Here is a 16,460-nt window from a genome sequence, read left to right as displayed (position 1 = left end):
TTCACAGTTGATTGTTAGGGTGAAACGGTGACCGACTACAAGTCCACGCTCAATCTGCCCAAGACCGACTTCCCCATGCGCGGCAACCTGGCCAAGCGCGAGCCGGACATGCTGCGGGAATGGGAAGACAGTGGTCTCTATCAGAAGATTCGGGAGCGTTTTCGCGGGCGGCCCAAGTTCATCCTTCCGGATGGCCCGCCCTATGCCAACGGCGACATCCACATCGGTCATGCCGTCAATAAGATTCTCAAGGACATGGTGGTCAAGTCCCGCACCCTGGAGGGCTTTGACGCCCCGTATGTGCCGGGTTGGGACTGCCACGGCCTGCCCATTGAACTGAAGGTCGAGGCCAAGGTGGGCAAGGTCGGTGACAAGGTCGATGCCCGCGACTTTCGCCAGGCCTGCCGGGATTACGCTCATGAGCAGATCGACCGTCAACGCACGGATTTCAAGCGCCTGGGCGTGCTCGGTGACTGGGACCGGCCCTATCTGACCATGAACCCGCAGTACGAGGCCGACCAATTGCGGGCTTTCGGCAAGATGATTGAGCGCGGCCATCTCTACAAGGGCTACAAGCCGGTGCACTGGTGCATGGACTGCCGCTCGGCCATGGCCGAGGCCGAGGTCGAATACCAGGAGCACACCTCGCCGGCGGTGGATGTCCGCTTCCCGGTGACCGACAAGGCCGAGCTGGCCAAGCGTTTCGGCCTCGCGGCCGAGGCCGTCGATGCCCCGGCCTTCCTGCCCATCTGGACCACCACGCCCTGGACCATTCCGGCCAACCGGGCCGTGGCCCTGAGTCCGAAGCTGGAATATGGCCTCTATGCGGCCACCGGCCCCAATGGTCGCGAGATCACCGTGCTGCCGGTGGAAATGGTGGATACCGTGCTTGAGCGCTGGGGCTTTGGTGGTGCGGAGCGTCTGGCGGTCGCCGCCGGCAGTGAGCTGTTGCGCTTGTCCTTGCAACACCCCTATCTGGATCGCCAGGTGCCGGTGGTGCTTGGCGATCACGTCACCACCGAGTCCGGTACCGGGGCTGTGCACACCGCCCCCGGCCACGGCCAGGAAGACTATCTCATGGGCCTGGAGTACGACCTGCCCATGGACCATCAGGTCAATGAAAACGGCGTGTTCACCGACGAGGCCGAGCACATCGCCGGCGAGCATGTCTTCAAGGCCAACCCCAAGCTGGTGGCCCTGCTGGAAGAGCGCGGCATGCTGCTGCACCATGAAAAATACCAGCACAGCTACCCCCACTGCTGGCGGCACAAGACGCCGGTGATCTTCCGGGGGACACCCCAATGGTTCGTGAGCATGGATCGCGGCGGCATGCGTCAGGCGGCGCTGGATGAAATTGGCAAGGTGAAGTTCACTCCCGACTGGGGCGAAGGCCGTATCCGCGCCATGGTGGAAAACCGTCCCGATTGGTGTATTTCCCGTCAGCGTAGCTGGGGGGTTCCCATTGCCCTGTTCCTGCATCGGGAAACGGGTGAATTGCACCCCAAGACGCCGGAATTGCTGGAAGCGGTTGCCAAACGGGTCGAGAAGGAAAGCATTGATGCCTGGTTCGAGCTGGACCCGGCCGAGCTGTTGGGCGATGAAGCCGACAATTACGAAAAGGTCACCGACATTCTCGATGTCTGGTTTGATTCCGGCATGGTGCATTTCTGTGTACTGGACCGTCACGAGGATCTGCAGGTGCCGGCCGATCTTTTCCTGGAAGGCTCCGATCAGCACCGTGGCTGGTTCCAGTCCTCGCTTCTGACCTCCGTGGCCATCCGCGACACCGCCCCCTACAAGGGTGTGCTCACCCACGGTTTCACCGTGGATGAGAAGGGCCGCAAGATGTCCAAGTCCATGGGCAATGTGGTCGCCCCGCAAAAGGTCTTCAATCAGATGGGGGCCGATGTGCTGCGCCTGTGGGTGGCGGCCAGCGACTATCGCGGCGAGATCGCCGTCTCCGATCAGATTCTCAAGCGGGTGGCGGACAGCTATCGACGCATGCGCAATACCCTGCGTTTCCTGCTGGCCAACATGGCCGGTTTCGATCCGGCGAAGGACGCGGTGGAACCGTCGCAGATGCTGGCCCTGGACCGCTGGGCGGTGGCACGCGCTGCAGCCCTGCAGGAAGAAGTGCGTGGCGCCTACGATCGATACGAGTTCCACCATATCTATCAGCGCGTCCACAATTTCTGCGTCAACGATATGGGTGGCTTCTACCTGGACGTGATCAAGGATCGCCAGTACACCACCCAGGCCGACAGCCATGCACGGCGGTCCTGTCAGACGGCGCTGTATCATATCGCCGAGGCCATGGTGCGCTGGCTGGCGCCCATTCTCTCCTTCACCAGTGAGGAAATCTGGCGTCATCTGCCGGGTGAGCATCCGGACAGTGTCTTCCTGGAGACCTGGTATGAGCTTCCGACGGTGAAAGCCGAGGATGTGGACTGGGAAGCGGTCATAGCCGTCCGCGACGAGGTCAAGCGGGTCCTGGAACGCCTGCGTAATGAAGAAAAAATCGGTGCGTCCCTGGACGCCGACGTGACCCTGTTCTGCGAGCGCTCGCTCAAGGACAAGCTCGATGTGCTGGGTGATGAGCTGCGTTTTGCGCTGATCACCAGTGACGCCCGCACCGCAGCCGCGGACGGTCGTCCTGATGCGGCCGAGGCAGGACAGGAAGCCAAGGGTCTCTGGATCCTGGCCGAGCGCAGCGAGCATGAAAAATGCGTGCGCTGCTGGCATCGTCGCGCCGATGTGGGTGACAACGCCGAGCACCCGGACATCTGCGGGCGTTGCGTCAGCAATGTCGAAGGCGACGGCGAAGTTCGTCGTTTCGCTTGAGGAAAATAACAAGGCAAGCGGAGAAGCCACCGAATTCAGCGGACTCATTGCACTGCGTCAATGAGTCTGCGCTTTTCGGCGGCTTCGGTGCTTGAAGGGTTTTGTCTTTAAGGCCGGGAGAGCTGGCATGCTGGGTGTGGAGATCAAGAAACCGAAGGGCAGCGGGGCGCTGATCTGGCTGGCACCGGCCGCCGTGATCGTCCTGCTGGACCAGATCACCAAGATCTGGGTGAGTCGCAGCATGGAGCTCTATGACTCCATTGCCGTCATGCCTTTTCTCAACATTCGTCTGCTTCACAATCCAGGCGCGGCCTTCAGTTTCCTGGCCGATGCCGGTGGCTGGCAACGCTGGTTCCTCACCATTCTGGCCAGCCTGGTTAGTCTGGGCATCATTGCCTGGCTTTGGTACCTGCCTCGTTATGGTGAACGCCGTCTGGCTTGTGGTCTCGCCTTCATCCTCGGCGGTGCAGTAGGCAACCTCATCGACCGCATTGCCTACGGCTATGTGGTGGACTTCATCGACTTCTATGTGGGGGACTGGCACTGGCCGGCCTTCAACATTGCCGACGCCGCCATCACCATCGGTGCTGCCCTGGTCATCATCGACAGCTTCTGGCCACGGCGTCAGGGTTCCTAGGCGGCAAAAAGACGGAAAAGCGATCTCGCGCCAAGACGCCAAGACGCAAAGAAATTCAAAAGAATGCCTCGCGCAGAGGGCGCCAAGAACGCAAAGGAAAACCGTTTGTTTTTTAGTGTGCTGATCCCATTGCGGAACCAATGGTCCTTATCCGTGATCTTCGCCAAAGCCTCTCGCGGCGACAGCATCAACCCTTAGCGCTCTTAGCGATCTTTGCGCGAGGCCAAATCTTTTTCTTTTGAATTTCTCCGCGTCTTTGCGTCACTGCGCGAGGCATTCTTTTGAATTTTTTCCGTCTTGGCGCGGGACCCGTTTTGGGGTCTTTCGCTGAGCGCCGGATTTTCTCCCAGCGGCCCCCCTGCGGTACAATTGAGCCCTGATCGAAGCCCCCACCCCCTTGAGGTAAGCCATGGATATTCTGCTCTCCAATCCCCGTGGATTCTGCGCCGGCGTGGACCGGGCCATCGAGATTGTCGAGCGGGCCCTCGAGTTGTACGGCGCGCCTATCTATGTCCGCCACGAGGTGGTTCACAACCGCTACGTGGTCAATCGTCTGCGGGGCCTGGGGGCGGTATTCGTCGAGGAACTGGACGAGGTGCCGGATGACGCCATTGTCATTTTCAGCGCCCACGGGGTTTCCCGGGCCGTGGAAGAGGAGGCCGAGCGCCGTGGCCTGAAGGTTTTTGACGCCACCTGTCCGCTGGTTACCAAGGTCCATTTGGAGGTTCATCGCTACGCCCGCGAGGGCAGGGATGTGATCCTGATCGGTCATGCCGGCCATCCGGAGGTCGAGGGGACCATGGGGCGTTTTGATACCCAGTGGGGTGGGCAGATCCATCTGGTGGAAGTGCCGGAGGATGTGGCCGGGCTGGATGTGAAGGATCCGGAGAGCGTGGCCTTCGTCACCCAGACGACCCTTTCCATGGACGACACCGCCCGGGTGATCGAGGCGGTGCGTGCCCGTTTCCCGGCCGTGGCCAGTCCGCGCAAGGAAGACATCTGCTACGCCACCCAGAATCGCCAGGATGCCGTCCGGGGGTTGGCCAGCGAGGTGGAAGTGATGCTGGTGGTGGGTTCGCCCAACAGCTCCAACTCCAACCGTCTGCGCGAGATGGCCGAGCGGGAAGGGGCTCGGGCCTGGCTGGTGGATGGGCCCGGCGATCTGGACCGGAACTGGTTTGAGGGCGTGAACAAGGTGGGGGTCACCGCCGGCGCCTCGGCACCCGAGGTGCTGGTCCAGCAGGTGGTCCAGCAGCTTCGCGACTGGGGCGGTGAGACCGTCCAGGAAACCGAAGGCCGCGCCGAAACCGTCACCTTCTCCCTGCCACGCCTGCTGCGCACCCGACCGTCTGAGCAAGCTACTTAGGCTTTTTCGCCAGCTCTCTGGCGAGGAATACCTGGACCCCATTTCAGTCCCGGCCTAAGCGGCTTCGATCCGGTGGCTCCCGCAGGAGCCGGGGAGGCTTTTCCAGGAACGCCGTAGATACATCCCTGTAGGCTTTGGGGGCGACCGAAAGGCTGCGCTTTCCTGCTCCGCCTTCCGGTCCGGCCCGCACATCCTCGTGCGGGCGTTCGCCATGCTGCGATGGTCCACTGGACCATCGGTCTTGGCTCACCCTGTCGCCCACAATCCTGGAAAAGCCTCCCCGGCCCCTGCTACGCCACCTCACGCCGTGGCTCGCATTGTGTGGACTTGGCCTTATTGGGTAGGACAGGCAACTGAGCGCCGTCGTTAGCGCTCTTTAGCACTCAGGCGAAGGCATCCTCTGCGGGTCGCGGGTGCTGCGTGCGCGGCCGTTCACGTTGATGATGATCGCCCGGGCCGCCAGCGCCTCTCCCTCCCGGCAGACCAGAATGGAGCCATTGGTGCTGCGCCGCCCGTCCGTGCGCATGGTGAAGCGCTGGCGGTTGGCGCGCAGGCCCGGCACGCCCGCAGACTGCACACGCAGGATCTGATCCGGGTGGCTGAGACGGTTATTACCATGACTTTGCTGGTGGCGGTAGATCAGCCATCCCTCTGACCAGGCCTGTTGATCGGCCGCACAATGTCGTCCGTCCCGGCTTGGGCAGAGGCTGACCGGCACGCCCACGCGCAGGGATTCGCTGCGGGCGAATTGCAGGCTGCCGATCATCATATTGGTGCCGGTGGTGGCGCGGGTCTCCTGGACCCAGCGGTCAACCGCCGGGGTGGCAATCCCCATCAGCAGGCCGACCACCGCCAGGGCGATCAGCAGTTCCAGCAGCGTCAGGCCCCTTTCCCCCTTTTTCATGTTGATTAACCCTCCCTGATTGAATGACTCCCCCAGATTCATTGTTTTGCGGAGCTTATTCAGGCTCCGGTCGGAGGCTCAAGGCGGGGACAGACGGTGCCGGAATTTTCCGACAGGGATGTTCCAGAATGCTTTACGGGCAGGATTTCTTGGGAGGAAAAGAAAAGGCCGGGCGTGAGCCCGGCCTTTTCCGTGATCATTGCCGAATGGCGATGATCAGAGACCGCTGGCGTCGAGGAAATCCTCGTCGTGCGGGTTGCCGCTGGTGTTGGAAAAGCCGCTGCTGTCCTCGGCACTGTTCAACAAGCCAGTGCGGATATTGTGGAAGGCACTGGCATCCGCGGACTGCGGGTTGGAGCGAAGCAGCAGGGCTGCGGCACCGGCCGCATGCGGGGCTGCCATGGAAGTGCCGCTCAGGCTCTCGGTCCCACCGCCCATGGCAGTGGACTCAATCGCGGCACCGGGTGCGGCAATGGCGACGGGTGCGGACTGATTGCTGGTCCAGTCGGCACTGTCGTCACCCCAGTTGGACCAGCTGGTCCAGTCGTCGCTGGAGTCGGTGGCGCTCACCGTAATCACGGCATCGTCATAGGCCGCCGGCACGGACCCGGCCGCATCGGCGCCCTCGTTGCCGGCAGCGACGACGAAGACGACGCCCACGTTGGTGGCGTTGCAGATGGCTTCATGCATGGCATCATCGCCGACGAAACCATTCTCGGTGCACTCACCGCTCTTGGAACCGCCACCGCCCAGGCTCATGTTGGCAATGGCGGGTTCACCGCTGGCCTGGACCTGCTCGGCTACCCAGTCGATGCCGTCGATGATGCCGGCAAAGCTGCCGCCACCGCCACTATCGAGCACCTTGACCGAGTGCAGGGTGACATCCGGGGCAACACCCACGACATCAATATCATTGTCGATGGCGCCCACGGTACCGGCGACATGCGTGCCGTGGCCCTGGTCATCATCCCAGTCGGTTTCGCAGGTCCGACGGCTGTTGGGCGGACCACTGCTTTGGTCCTGGCAGGGCTCGGAGGCAAAGCCATTGCCCAGATTGCCGGCCAGGTCGTCGTGACTCGCGTCAATGCCGGTGTCCAGTACATAGACGCTGATGCCGTCACCGGTGTTGTTGTTCTGGTCGGCACCGACGCGTTCAATGCCCCAGGGCAAGGTCTGATTGCCCTGATCGTCATCATCATCGTCGTCGTCACCACCGCCACCGCAGTGGGGGCAGTTGCCCTGGGCAATGGAAACCCGGCCGTTCATGGTGACACTGGAAACACGCGGGTGATTGCGCAGGGCGTCCAGGCGAGCCTCGGGTACGGAGGCGGCGAAGCCGGTCAGGGCTGCGCCATAGACGCGCTCGGCGCGAACACCGAACTCGGCGGCGAAGTTGGCGGCATCTGCCCGGTTGGCTGCAGCTTCGGCTGCGGGACCGCCGTCATTCAGACTGACAATGACATCCACATGTCGATTGTTGGCATTGGCGGTGGAAAGGCCCAGAACCAGAACGGCCCCGAGCAACAGAGAGGTATAACGCATAAGTGACACTCCAGTTGAGGTTTATTTTTGGTAAACCTTCGCGCCTGCAAGCAGAAACCCCCCCGGCTTCTGTGCACCGTCCTGTGGTTAACTGCCTGCGCTGTCCCTGGGTGTCGAAACGCAAAGCGACGTCCGCGGACGCCAGTCAATAGGTTTAGTCGATCTTGCTGTGGATGCAACCCGAATTCGTGAATCCGGCTCCTGGGCACTGGGGTGGAGTTCCGGAGAGCCTTTTATGACGGGCCTTCCAGGTGAAGTTACCGTTCGTCGGGGAATGACATAATCCGGGGGTCAGATTGTTGTTGCGGTGCAACGATCAGCGGGGGGGGGTAAAAACCGAATGGGAATTGCGCGGATTTTTAACTCAGGTCGTAGGCGGACCGCGATTGTCCGCCCGGGGTGAATACCGCTATAATCTCCGCCTTGCGCCGGAGTAGCTCAGTCGGTAGAGCAGCGCATTCGTAATGCGAAGGTCGTAGGTTCAATTCCTATCTCCGGCACCAGTTTTTCGATTTCGGGGCCGCTCAGCAATGAGCGGCCCCTTTTTCGTTGAGTCACTTTTCGCCACCGCTCTTTGATTTGATCCGGTTTTGGTGGGTGGCTGTGTGGGGTATTCTGGGGTTGTCTCAGGGAGATTTTTTGGGGGGAGTGAGCAATGATGAATACGGCTTCCGGCCTCAAGGTTGAGTTTCGTAACAAGGTTTCCATGTTTATCGGGGCCTTTTTCGTGGTGCTGGGCTCCGGTATCTATTGGGTCTTTTCCCAGGCTGCGGTGGATCTGGTCTGTGAGCGGGCCAGTGGGGAGTGTGTTTACCAGTCGGTGGGGCCCTTTTCCAGCACCCATGATGTCTTCGCACTGTCGGACCTGCGCGGTGCTGAAGTAAGGTCTCGGCGCAGTCGCAATAGCGACGGGGGGACAAGCACCAATTACTGGGCCGTGCTCGATACAGCCTCTGGGTCCCGGGATCTGTCGGCCTTTCGCAGTTCCTCCCGGACTGCCCACGAGCGCATGGCCCAAGAGGTCAATGCGTTTGTGAACAATCCGGACCAGCCGCGTCTGGAGTTGAGTCATGCCGCGGGTGGCATGCTGAGCCTGTTCATTCTGCTGTTTCCGGCCATCGGCCTGTACATGCTTCTGGGTGTGCGAAATGTGGCCGAGGTCGAGGCCCTGCCGGGTAGCGGCTGGCTGATGCTCCGCCGCCGCCGCTGGTGGCAGTCCTCCGGTCGGGAGGAACGTCTGCCCCTGGCCGAGGTCGATGAGGTGGACGTGGAGACCAGTTACTCCAGCTCCCGGGGCGGCCGAAGTCGGCCCACGCATCGGGCGGTGATTCGGATGAAGAATGGTGAGACCAAGCCGCTGTTCGGCTTTTCCACCAGTGGCAACGGGGCCTTTAAACGGGCCTCTCAGATTCGCGATCTGATTGAGCGAGCGAGGACCGAATGAATCGATATGGTTTGCGCCCGGGCCTGGCGATCATCGCATTGCTGTTGCCTGGGTTGATGGCCTGCCAGGCGGATGAGATATCGCCTCCCGCACAGCAGGGCGAGGCGGACGACAATGGTTTCTATCTACAGCCGGCCTGGACCGATTACCGCCAGCGAGCTGCAGACAGTCCCTTCCAGCCCGCTCGCAGCGAATGGGTCCATGTGGAGGCCCTGGAGGACACCAGCCAGTTGCCCGAGGAGGCCCTCTGCGGCGAGATTGAGGATGTCGTGGAGGCCTGGGCCCGGGGGCGCGGTCTGCTGGGGGCAGCCCAGGATGATCGCATCGATGTGGACATTCGCGCCCGGGCGCTGTCGGAGGACAGTCATGAGGGCCTGTTGCAGCGTTGGGGGTTCAAGGACGATTCCCTGGCCGGCATCGACCATCGCCTGCGGTTCGAGCGTGACAATGAATGCTGGCAATTGACCCGGGTCGAGGCCCGGCATTATTGCCGGCGCGGTATTGAGCGCGGCGCGCGGTGCCTCTGAAGCTCGCGCTTGCCGGCAGCATTCTGCTGGCCGTGCTGCTTCTGGCTTCCTGGCTGTTGCGTCCCGCTGTGCCGGACGGGCCGGCCCTGGATGGCAGCCAGCCCCGCCCGCCGCTTGCCAGCGAGGATCTGCAATGGCGGGATTGCCAATTCCGCCTGCCCGCCGGCGTCACTGCCCGTTGCAGCGATTACGATACCGGTGTCCGGACAGAGGGCGGCGAGCCGATTCAGCTGCCCCTTGTCGAGTTGCGCCGGGACGGTGAGCCTCCCTACGCCCCTCTGACCATTCATCTGCCGGGCGGGCCCGGTGCCCCCGGCGGGACGGATGCGGACAGTGCCTGGCTGTGGGCAGCCTGGATGCAGGCCCATCGTTTTCCGGGGCGGCTATTGATTTTCGACCCCCGCGGCACCGGCAATGCCCGGCCCGGCACCGCCTGCCCGGACCGGGCCGCGCTGGTGAGCGATATCATGGCCCGGCCACTGACGCCTGAGGAGGAGGCGGTGGCCAGTCGCGAGATGCTGGCGGCGTGCCGGAACAGGCTGCAGGCCGACGGTCTGGATCCGGCCGACTTCGCCGCCCGTCACATGCTTGGTGATGTGCCCGGCATGCTCGCGGCGGTCGGTGATCAGCAGGCTCGTCTGCTGGGCCTTTCCCATGGTTCGCGCATGGCGCTGGCCCTGTTGCGGCAACGGCCCGAGCGCTTCTCGGCTGCCGTACTGGATGGTGTCTTTCCCACCGACCGGGATCCCATCATTACATTGCCGACGGTTTATGCCGATGCCTGGGATCGTCTTTTGGATCGTTGCCAGGCAGAGCCGGATTGCCCCGGCCCGGCCTTGGCTGAGGCCCATGAACAGCTCCAGTCGCGACTTGACCGGGAACCCGAGCTGCTGTTGCTGGAGCTGAACGGACGCCCGCCACAGCCGCTCTGGCTCGACGGCAAGCGCTATGCCGATCTCGTCTTCGCGGCCCAGGTATTTGACGACAGCCTGGCAGCCCTGCCGGCGGCCATCGTGGCTGCTGCCGGCGACGATTTCAGGGATCTTGCCGGCCTGCTGAGCCAGGTCGTGGGGCCGGCCCTGGATCCGGACCGACGGGATGCAGTTTATTGGGCATCGATCTGCGAGGAATCGGCGGTTTCGGATCCGGCGCGCATGGATCAGGCAGTCCAGGCTCTTGGGCTTGAGGCGAGCTTTCCCGAGTCCATCTGGCGCCATCATCCCTGCGTCAATGGCTGGGATAGCGGTCAATTCGATGGCGAGGCCTTTCGCCAGCCTGTGCAGGCCGATCTGCCGGTGTTGCTGTTGGCCGGCGAGTTGGATCCTGTCACCCCCAAGGAGTGGGCGCGTCACCAGCAGTCACATCTGTCCCAGAGTCATTTGCTGCTTGCCGAGGGTCGGACTCATGGTCTGGTTTTCGATAACGATTGTATTGCCGATGCGGTCGTCGATTTTCTACGGGCACCAGGACGGGCGCGGCTGCCTGACCGTTGCGTGGGCCCGGAGCAGGTCTTCAGGAACCTCTAGCGCTTTCCTTCGTCAGCCCCTGAGTGGGTCCTTGCTATCAGGATCGACCGCTTCCCCGCACTGGAAATCCAGCCGCCTTGCCTCGGCTAGGCTGTCACGGATCAGCCCTTCGTAGTCGTCAAAGGCGTCCTTTTCCTCCCGGCTCAGGCGCCCATGTTCGGAGCGTGTCTTGGGTGACTGTTCAATCAGTGCGCAACAGTCCTTGTAGGGCTGGATGGCATTCTCAAAAGTGCCGATCCGTCGAGCGATATCGATTATCTCCTGCTTGTCCATACCTACCAGGGGGCGGAGGATGGGCAGGGTCACCGCCCGCGACTTGCTCACCATGTTCTCCAGCGTCTGGGAGGCCACCTGCCCCAGACTGTCGCCGTTGAGCAGAGCCAGTCCACCGGTCTCCTGGCAGAGGCTTTCCGCCACCCGAGCCATGAAGCGGCGAAACAGAATGACGCCATAGGGGCTGGGAGAGGCCAGCATGGCCAGATCGAAATGGGTATAGGGCACCAGATAGAGTCGAGAGCGGATGGTAAAACGACTCAGGTGACGGACCATGTCCACCACCTTGTTGCTGGCCGGGTCGTTCTGTTGTTGGTGGGTCGCGGTGAAATGGATGAAATCCTGGCTACAGCCGCGTTTGGCCATCATCCAGGCCGCGACCGGAGAGTCTATGCCTCCGCTCAGCATGGTCATCAGCCGACCACCGCTGCCTACCGGCAGCCCGCCCATCCCCGGCAGCCGCTCACAGAACAGGTAGCAGCCCTCGGGATAGATATTGAGCTGAAAATTGCGCTCCGGGCGGCGCAGGCTGACCTGATCCCAATCGGTCTCCTGGATGAGGCGTGCGCCCCACTCCTGTTCCAGGGCGTTGGAGCGGCCCGGGAAACGCTTGTCGGCCCGATTGACCGTGACCCGGAAGCGATCACCCGGGCGGTAACTCGCCCGGGCCATTTCCAGCAACCAGGATTCCAGTTGAGGGAGGTGCTCCGTGCTGGGGCGCGGGTCGCCCGGCAACCAGCGGCAGGGATGAATCCAGGCCAGGCCCGCTACCTCCTGCAGCGCCGTCAGCACCGCAGGCAACTGTTCCCGCCCCTGTTCAGGGACTTCCACGAACAGGCGCTTATGTCGCCAGCGGACCGTCCAGCCGGGGCCCGCGAACGCCAGACGAAGACGCAGATTGTCCTGCAGACGGCGCTTGAAGTCGTCCAGGTTGCGGCCCTTGAGGGCCAGTTCACCATAGGTCAGCAGAATTCGGTTTATCTTGTCCTGAAGAATGGCCACGACGTTGACGGATCCGGTTGCTTGGGTCGCCACGCAGCATGCGTGGAAAGCCGCCCATGATAACATTCCCTTCCACCCAAGCGCGCGAGCAGGCCGTGAGCGAAACCCCGTACCAGCATCCCGCCGGGTCGGTGGAAACCGAGCTGGAGATCAAGCGCAGCCGTTTCATCACCCGCCTCGGCCGGGCCGACAGTCGAGCAGCGGCGATGGCCTTTGTCGAGGATTGCCGCCGCCGCTATCCCGATGCCCGCCATGTCTGCTGGGCCTTTGTGGCCGGCAATCCCCTGGGCGGTGCGGAGATGGGCAGCCACGATGCGGGCGAGCCAGCCGGCACCGCCGGCCGTCCCATGTTGTCGGTGCTGGAACACAAGGGGCTGGGTGACACGGTAGTAGTGGTGATTCGGTATTTCGGTGGTATCAAGCTGGGCGCGGGAGGCCTGGTCAGAGCCTACGGGGCCGCAGTGCAACGGGCTTTGGACGCCACTGAACTGAGCTGGCGGGAGCCCAGCCGGGAGCTGCAGCTGGTCCTGGATTTCGAGCACGAAAGTCTGGTGCGCCGCCAGCTGCTGGCTCACGAGGCTCAGGCGCTTGAGGTGGACTACGGTGAGCGGGTGCACATCCGCGCCCAGTTACCCGCACGCTGCCTGTCAGCCCTGGATAATGAATTGACCCAGGCCAGCAGCGGCCGCATTGAAATCAAACTGGAGGACGAAAGCCGGCATGAATGAGACCCCCACAAGTGCGCCAGATTCTCTGCGACTGGCTTCCGGTGAGTACCGGCTGGTCGTAGCGCCAGCGCTGGCGGCAGCGGCGGAGACCGCTGCCGAGCGCGGTGATCCTCACCTTTTCAATGACATGGCCTCCATGCTGGCCCTGGTCTGGATGGTTGAAGGTCTGGTGGCGCGTTATCGGCACAGCGTGCCCCTCGATCAGCAAACCTCCGAGGACCGGGCCCTGGATGCGGCGCCCCTGGGGGCCTGTGCTCTGGTTTTTACGGAATCCGAGCTGGATGAGGCCAGTGTGGATGAGTGCCTGGGTGCCTTGCGCCGTGCAGCACAGATGCTGGAAGACGACGGTATCGCGAGGACAGGTGAGGAATACCTGGATCAAGCCTGGGAAGCCCTGCGCACCGAGGCCAATGAAGACGCAATTGCGCATTTGCGGGCTTGTGCGCGTCGTCTTGGCACTGCTGTCGATGAGTGGGAGGCATCCCGGGGCTAGACGCTGGCTCCCTGTGCTTAATTGGGATACACACCACACTCAATCCACTCGGTTTCTTCCCAGCGGCGTTTTTCGCAGCGGAAATCACCCCTTTCGCTCGACGGGCGGTGGAAGGGGTCACGAACGCCGGCGCCCATGGGCTCTGGCTCCAGTATCTCCAGGGCGCGCAACTGACGCCACTCCCGTTGATCCTGTAAGGATTGCCGGCAGCGGGTGTAGGCGGTAGAGGGGAATTCACGGCCTTGCTGGCGGCAGGTGGCATCATCCTGAATGGCCCGTTCGATTCTCGCCTGGCGATCCCTGGTTTGTCGATCTTGAATGAAGCCCGCGCAGGCGGTCGTGAAAGCCAGAAGGCAGGTCAAGCCAATCAGCGTGATGCCGCGTCGCTGTTCCATCTCCTACCTCCTGATTTGCCCAACGGGCCGTTTTTGGGCATGTTGTTTACCTGACGGCAGTCTACCGCATGGACCTGGTGGACCAATAGGGGATTTCCGAAACCGGTTTCCCTGCATGGTCACGGCAAAGGATGGGTTCTCGGGTTGGCAATAGGTGGGACCAGATGGAAGCCAAGAAGGTCACCGTAACTGACAGGGATGTTAATGCGCGGGTCCAATCGGAGATGGTCCGGCGCTTGTTCAGCTATTCCCTGCCGGTCCACGTGGTCAGCATTCCTGCGGCATTCCTGCTTGCGGCCCTGTTCCGGGAAGTGGTCGAGACCGGTGTGGCGATGGCGTGGGCTATCACCCTGTGTCTGGTGGAGTTCTGCCGTCTGGCCCTGGCCCTGGCCTTTTTTCATTATCGCGGCCATATCAACCGACCACGAACCTGGCTGATCGCCTTTGGCGTGGGCCTGGCAGTTGCCGCGCCGATCTGGGGGGTAGCCGGCGCCCTGTTTTTCCCGCTGGATGAGCCAGAGTTCCAGGTCATAATTGCCCTGTCCATGGTGGCTATCTCCGGTGTTGCATTGCCTCTTCTGGCTCCGGCTCTGTGGATGTTTCAGTTGGCCCTGGCATGTTTTCTCTTGCCTGTTTTCCTTCGATTGGTTTTTGTGGGCGAGCCCTTGAGCCAGATTACCGCCGGCCTGGTGGCATTGGCGGCGGTGGTTTTGGGGCTGGCGGCGCCGCGCATCAACAGAGATCAGGTTGAAGCGACTAGTGCGCGTTTTTCTTATGCATCGGTGGCCGAGTCCTTGCGTACCGAAGTGGAGGAGCGGCGACGGGTGGAGTCGGAGCTGCGGCGGCGTGAGACCACCAACCATCGCCGAAAACTCATTCTCATGGAATTGGCGCGTAACCCGGTTATTGCCGAGGGTGACCTGGAAGCCGCTATTGTCGGGGTGGCTCGCGGGGTGGCACGGGGACTGGCGGTGACAAGGGTCTCGGTCTGGGATCTGAATCTGGACCAGGAGCTGTTTCGGGCCAGAATGATTCTGGACGGGGACCAGGCCAGGCAGCAGCCTGATGAAAGCTTCGATATCCGAATCGATGCCGAAAGCCGACGGGAATTGGAGAAGACCAGGACACTAGTGCTCTCCGACGTCAACGCTGATCCGAGAGCCGCCCTGTATCGAGAAGACTATTTTCGACCCAATGGGGTCTATTCTGCCCTGGTGACCCCCTTCCGGCGTGGTGGCCGCATTCGCGGTTTTCTCATGGCCGAGTCCCGGATTCAACGCTTCTGGACGGAAGACGATGACAACTTCATCAGTTCCGCCGTTGACTTCATTTCCCTGGCACTTGCCGCTGCCGACCGACGACAGGCTCAGCATCGCCTGCGGGAAATGGCAACCCTGGATGGTCTGACCCGGCTGCCCAATCGAAATGCCTTCCACGAATTCTTCCAGCGGTCCCTGCAATCGGCAGCCAGGGAAGGGGAGAGGGTGGGACTGCTGTTTGTGGACCTGGATCGCTTCAAGGCCGTGAATGACTCTCTGGGGCACCATGCCGGCGATGTGGTGCTGCAGGAGATTGCCCAGCGTCTACTGGACAGTACCCGGGAGGGTGATTGGGTAGCCCGCCTGGCCGGTGATGAGTTCACGGTGATTGTCCACGGGGTGGAAAGCCTGGAGACCCTGCGTGGCATTGCCAACCGCATCCGCAAGGGCCTGGTGAGACCGGTCATGTTGGGCAATACCGAAGTGACCCTGACCTGCAGTATCGGTATCTCCCTCTTTCCCGATCATGCCGAGGAAGCCGAACGGCTGCTGCAGAATGCGGATGCGGCCATGTATGAAGCCAAGAAGCAGGGGCGAAACCGCTACGCCTTCTTCACTCCTGAGCTTCGGGAGCGAGCGGTGCGTCGCCTGTCAATGGACAATGAATTGCGGCGAGCCGTGGAGGAGCAGGATTTCGTACTCCATTATCAGCCTATCGTGCAATCGGAAACCGGCAGCCTCATGGGAGTTGAGGCCCTGGTTCGCTGGCAACGCCCTGATGGCACCATGGTGTCGCCGGGTGAATTCATTCCCTTGGCCGAGGAAACCGGTTTGATTGTGCCCATCGGGGAATGGGTGTTGGACCGGGCCTTGGCTCAGTTGGGTGAGTGGGATCAGCTTGAGGGTGAAGACCTCACCATGAGCGTCAATTTTTCCATGGTGCAATGTCGTCATGGTGGCCTGCCCGGCATGGTGGATCGCAGTCTGAGTCGCAATGGCATTGATGCAAACCGCCTGGTTGCGGAGGTGACCGAGAGTGATGTGCTGATTGGTCAACAACAGTATCAGGCAGTTTTTGATCGCCTGCGGGAGCATGGGGTGCGGGTGGCCATGGATGATTTCGGCACCGGTAGTTCTTCCCTGGGTCAGCTGAAACGCCTGCCGGTGGATATTCTCAAACTGGACCGCTCCTTCGTTCGGGACATTGCGAGCTCAAGTGAGGACGAGGCCATTACCGGTGCGGCCATCAGCATGGCCAGCGCCCTTGGTCTTAAGGTGATTGCCGAGGGTATCGAACAGTCGGTCCAACGAGACCTGTTGATCGAAGCGGGCTGTCGTCTGATGCAGGGCTTTTACTTTAGCCGCCCCTTAATGGCCGAGGATGTGGCTGATCTGATTCGAACGGGAGAGCGCTTGCCCCGGGATGATTCGTGAATCCCTGAATCAGCATTTCCTTGGGGTTTTTCCTGAATGTTTAACGATAAAAAAGGCCCCACCGCAAGGTGGGGCCTTTGTGCTTGCAG

Annotated in this window: 13 protein-coding genes and 1 tRNA gene; 10 read left to right on the top strand and 4 right to left on the bottom strand. The window is 61.9% G+C overall.

All coding sequences use genetic code 11. The features are described 5' to 3' along the window. The first annotated feature begins 27 nt into the window (after positions 1-27). The 3 genes from ileS to ispH all read left to right on the top strand — a co-directional run bounded on the left by ileS (position 28) and on the right by ispH (position 4,844). The gene (ileS, locus tag VCB98_RS02845) at positions 28-2,841 is read left to right on the top strand and encodes an isoleucine--tRNA ligase (RefSeq protein ID WP_346050278.1); all 2,814 of its coding nucleotides are present in this window, start codon (positions 28-30) and stop codon (positions 2,839-2,841) included. Between the two features lie 127 nt (positions 2,842-2,968). Then, positions 2,969-3,478: a signal peptidase II gene (lspA, locus tag VCB98_RS02840; RefSeq protein WP_346050276.1), complete on the top strand. Its 510-nt coding sequence runs from the start codon at positions 2,969-2,971 to the stop codon at positions 3,476-3,478. 409 nt (positions 3,479-3,887) lie between these two features. Continuing rightward, positions 3,888-4,844: a 4-hydroxy-3-methylbut-2-enyl diphosphate reductase gene (ispH, locus tag VCB98_RS02835; protein WP_346050274.1), complete on the top strand. Its 957-nt coding sequence runs from the start codon at positions 3,888-3,890 to the stop codon at positions 4,842-4,844. Positions 4,845-5,220: 376 nt separating this feature from the next. On the opposite strand, the gene VCB98_RS02830 is transcribed toward ispH, so the two are convergent. Beyond that, positions 5,221-5,748 carry a GspH/FimT family pseudopilin gene (locus VCB98_RS02830; RefSeq protein ID WP_346050272.1) on the bottom strand — a complete coding sequence of 176 codons (528 nt, stop codon included), beginning with the start codon at positions 5,746-5,748 and terminating at the stop codon, positions 5,221-5,223. A 216-nt stretch (positions 5,749-5,964) separates the two neighbouring features. Further along, positions 5,965-7,290, bottom strand: a complete 1,326-nt coding sequence (locus tag VCB98_RS02825; RefSeq protein ID WP_346050270.1) for a S8 family serine peptidase — start codon at positions 7,288-7,290, stop codon at positions 5,965-5,967. A 427-nt stretch (positions 7,291-7,717) separates the two neighbouring features. Between VCB98_RS02825 and VCB98_RS02820 the strand changes: the two genes are divergently transcribed. From VCB98_RS02820 to VCB98_RS02805, 4 genes are all read left to right on the top strand, one after another. Continuing rightward, a tRNA-Thr gene (locus tag VCB98_RS02820) sits at positions 7,718-7,793 on the top strand. A gap of 152 nt (positions 7,794-7,945) precedes the next feature. After that, entirely contained in the window at positions 7,946-8,734 is a 789-nt protein-coding gene (locus VCB98_RS02815) for a hypothetical protein (RefSeq protein WP_346050268.1), read from the top strand. Further along, on the top strand, positions 8,731-9,261 hold the full coding sequence (locus tag VCB98_RS02810) for a hypothetical protein (protein WP_346050266.1): 531 nt from the start codon (positions 8,731-8,733) through the stop codon (positions 9,259-9,261). The genes VCB98_RS02815 and VCB98_RS02810 overlap by 4 nt, the downstream gene beginning before the upstream one ends. Next, on the top strand, positions 9,252-10,787 hold the full coding sequence (locus VCB98_RS02805; protein WP_346050264.1) for an alpha/beta fold hydrolase: 1,536 nt from the start codon (positions 9,252-9,254) through the stop codon (positions 10,785-10,787). Before VCB98_RS02810 ends, VCB98_RS02805 begins: the two co-directional genes overlap by 10 nt. Positions 10,788-10,799: 12 nt before the next feature. Here VCB98_RS02805 and thiI read toward each other — a convergent pair whose 3' ends face one another. Beyond that, positions 10,800-12,095, bottom strand: coding sequence for a tRNA uracil 4-sulfurtransferase ThiI (gene thiI / locus VCB98_RS02800; protein WP_346050262.1), 1,296 nt, complete (start codon positions 12,093-12,095; stop codon positions 10,800-10,802). A gap of 62 nt (positions 12,096-12,157) precedes the next feature. On the opposite strand from thiI, the gene VCB98_RS02795 reads away from it, so the two are divergent. Together VCB98_RS02795 and VCB98_RS02790 are read left to right on the top strand one after the other, a co-directional pair. Further along, positions 12,158-12,790 carry a YigZ family protein gene (locus VCB98_RS02795; protein ID WP_346050260.1) on the top strand — a complete coding sequence of 211 codons (633 nt, stop codon included), beginning with the start codon at positions 12,158-12,160 and terminating at the stop codon, positions 12,788-12,790. Further along, entirely contained in the window at positions 12,783-13,283 is a 501-nt protein-coding gene (locus tag VCB98_RS02790) for a hypothetical protein (protein ID WP_346050258.1), read from the top strand. Before VCB98_RS02795 ends, VCB98_RS02790 begins: the two co-directional genes overlap by 8 nt. A gap of 17 nt (positions 13,284-13,300) precedes the next feature. Here the strand turns inward: VCB98_RS02790 and VCB98_RS02785 are convergent, their stop codons facing one another. Then, the gene (locus VCB98_RS02785) at positions 13,301-13,678 is read right to left on the bottom strand and encodes a hypothetical protein (RefSeq protein WP_346050256.1); all 378 of its coding nucleotides are present in this window, start codon (positions 13,676-13,678) and stop codon (positions 13,301-13,303) included. A 164-nt stretch (positions 13,679-13,842) separates the two neighbouring features. On the opposite strand from VCB98_RS02785, the gene VCB98_RS02780 reads away from it, so the two are divergent. Continuing rightward, positions 13,843-16,371, top strand: a complete 2,529-nt coding sequence (locus VCB98_RS02780) for an EAL domain-containing protein (RefSeq protein ID WP_346050254.1) — start codon at positions 13,843-13,845, stop codon at positions 16,369-16,371. The last annotated feature ends 89 nt before the right edge of the window (positions 16,372-16,460 follow it).

The organism is Natronospira elongata (assembly GCF_034931365.1).
In the GTDB taxonomy this organism is placed as follows: Bacteria; Pseudomonadota; Gammaproteobacteria; order Natronospirales; family Natronospiraceae; genus Natronospira; species Natronospira elongata.
This window is presented reverse-complemented; position numbering and strand designations above follow the sequence as displayed.

Bases quoted from the DNA above. Each gene is read 5' to 3' on its own strand.
- lspA (WP_346050276.1), top strand. From the start codon at position 2,969: ATGCTGGGTGTGGAGATCAAGAAACCGAAGGGCAGCGGGGCGCTGATC.
- ispH (WP_346050274.1), top strand. From the start codon at position 3,888: ATGGATATTCTGCTCTCCAATCCCCGTGGATTCTGCGCCGGCGTGGAC.
- VCB98_RS02830 (WP_346050272.1), bottom strand. From the start codon at position 5,748: ATGAAAAAGGGGGAAAGGGGCCTGACGCTGCTGGAACTGCTGATCGCC.
- VCB98_RS02825 (WP_346050270.1), bottom strand. From the start codon at position 7,290: ATGCGTTATACCTCTCTGTTGCTCGGGGCCGTTCTGGTTCTGGGCCTT.
- VCB98_RS02815 (WP_346050268.1), top strand. From the start codon at position 7,946: ATGATGAATACGGCTTCCGGCCTCAAGGTTGAGTTTCGTAACAAGGTT.
- VCB98_RS02810 (WP_346050266.1), top strand. From the start codon at position 8,731: ATGAATCGATATGGTTTGCGCCCGGGCCTGGCGATCATCGCATTGCTG.
- VCB98_RS02790 (WP_346050258.1), top strand. From the start codon at position 12,783: ATGAATGAGACCCCCACAAGTGCGCCAGATTCTCTGCGACTGGCTTCC.
- VCB98_RS02785 (WP_346050256.1), bottom strand. From the start codon at position 13,678: ATGGAACAGCGACGCGGCATCACGCTGATTGGCTTGACCTGCCTTCTG.
- VCB98_RS02780 (WP_346050254.1), top strand. From the start codon at position 13,843: ATGGAAGCCAAGAAGGTCACCGTAACTGACAGGGATGTTAATGCGCGG.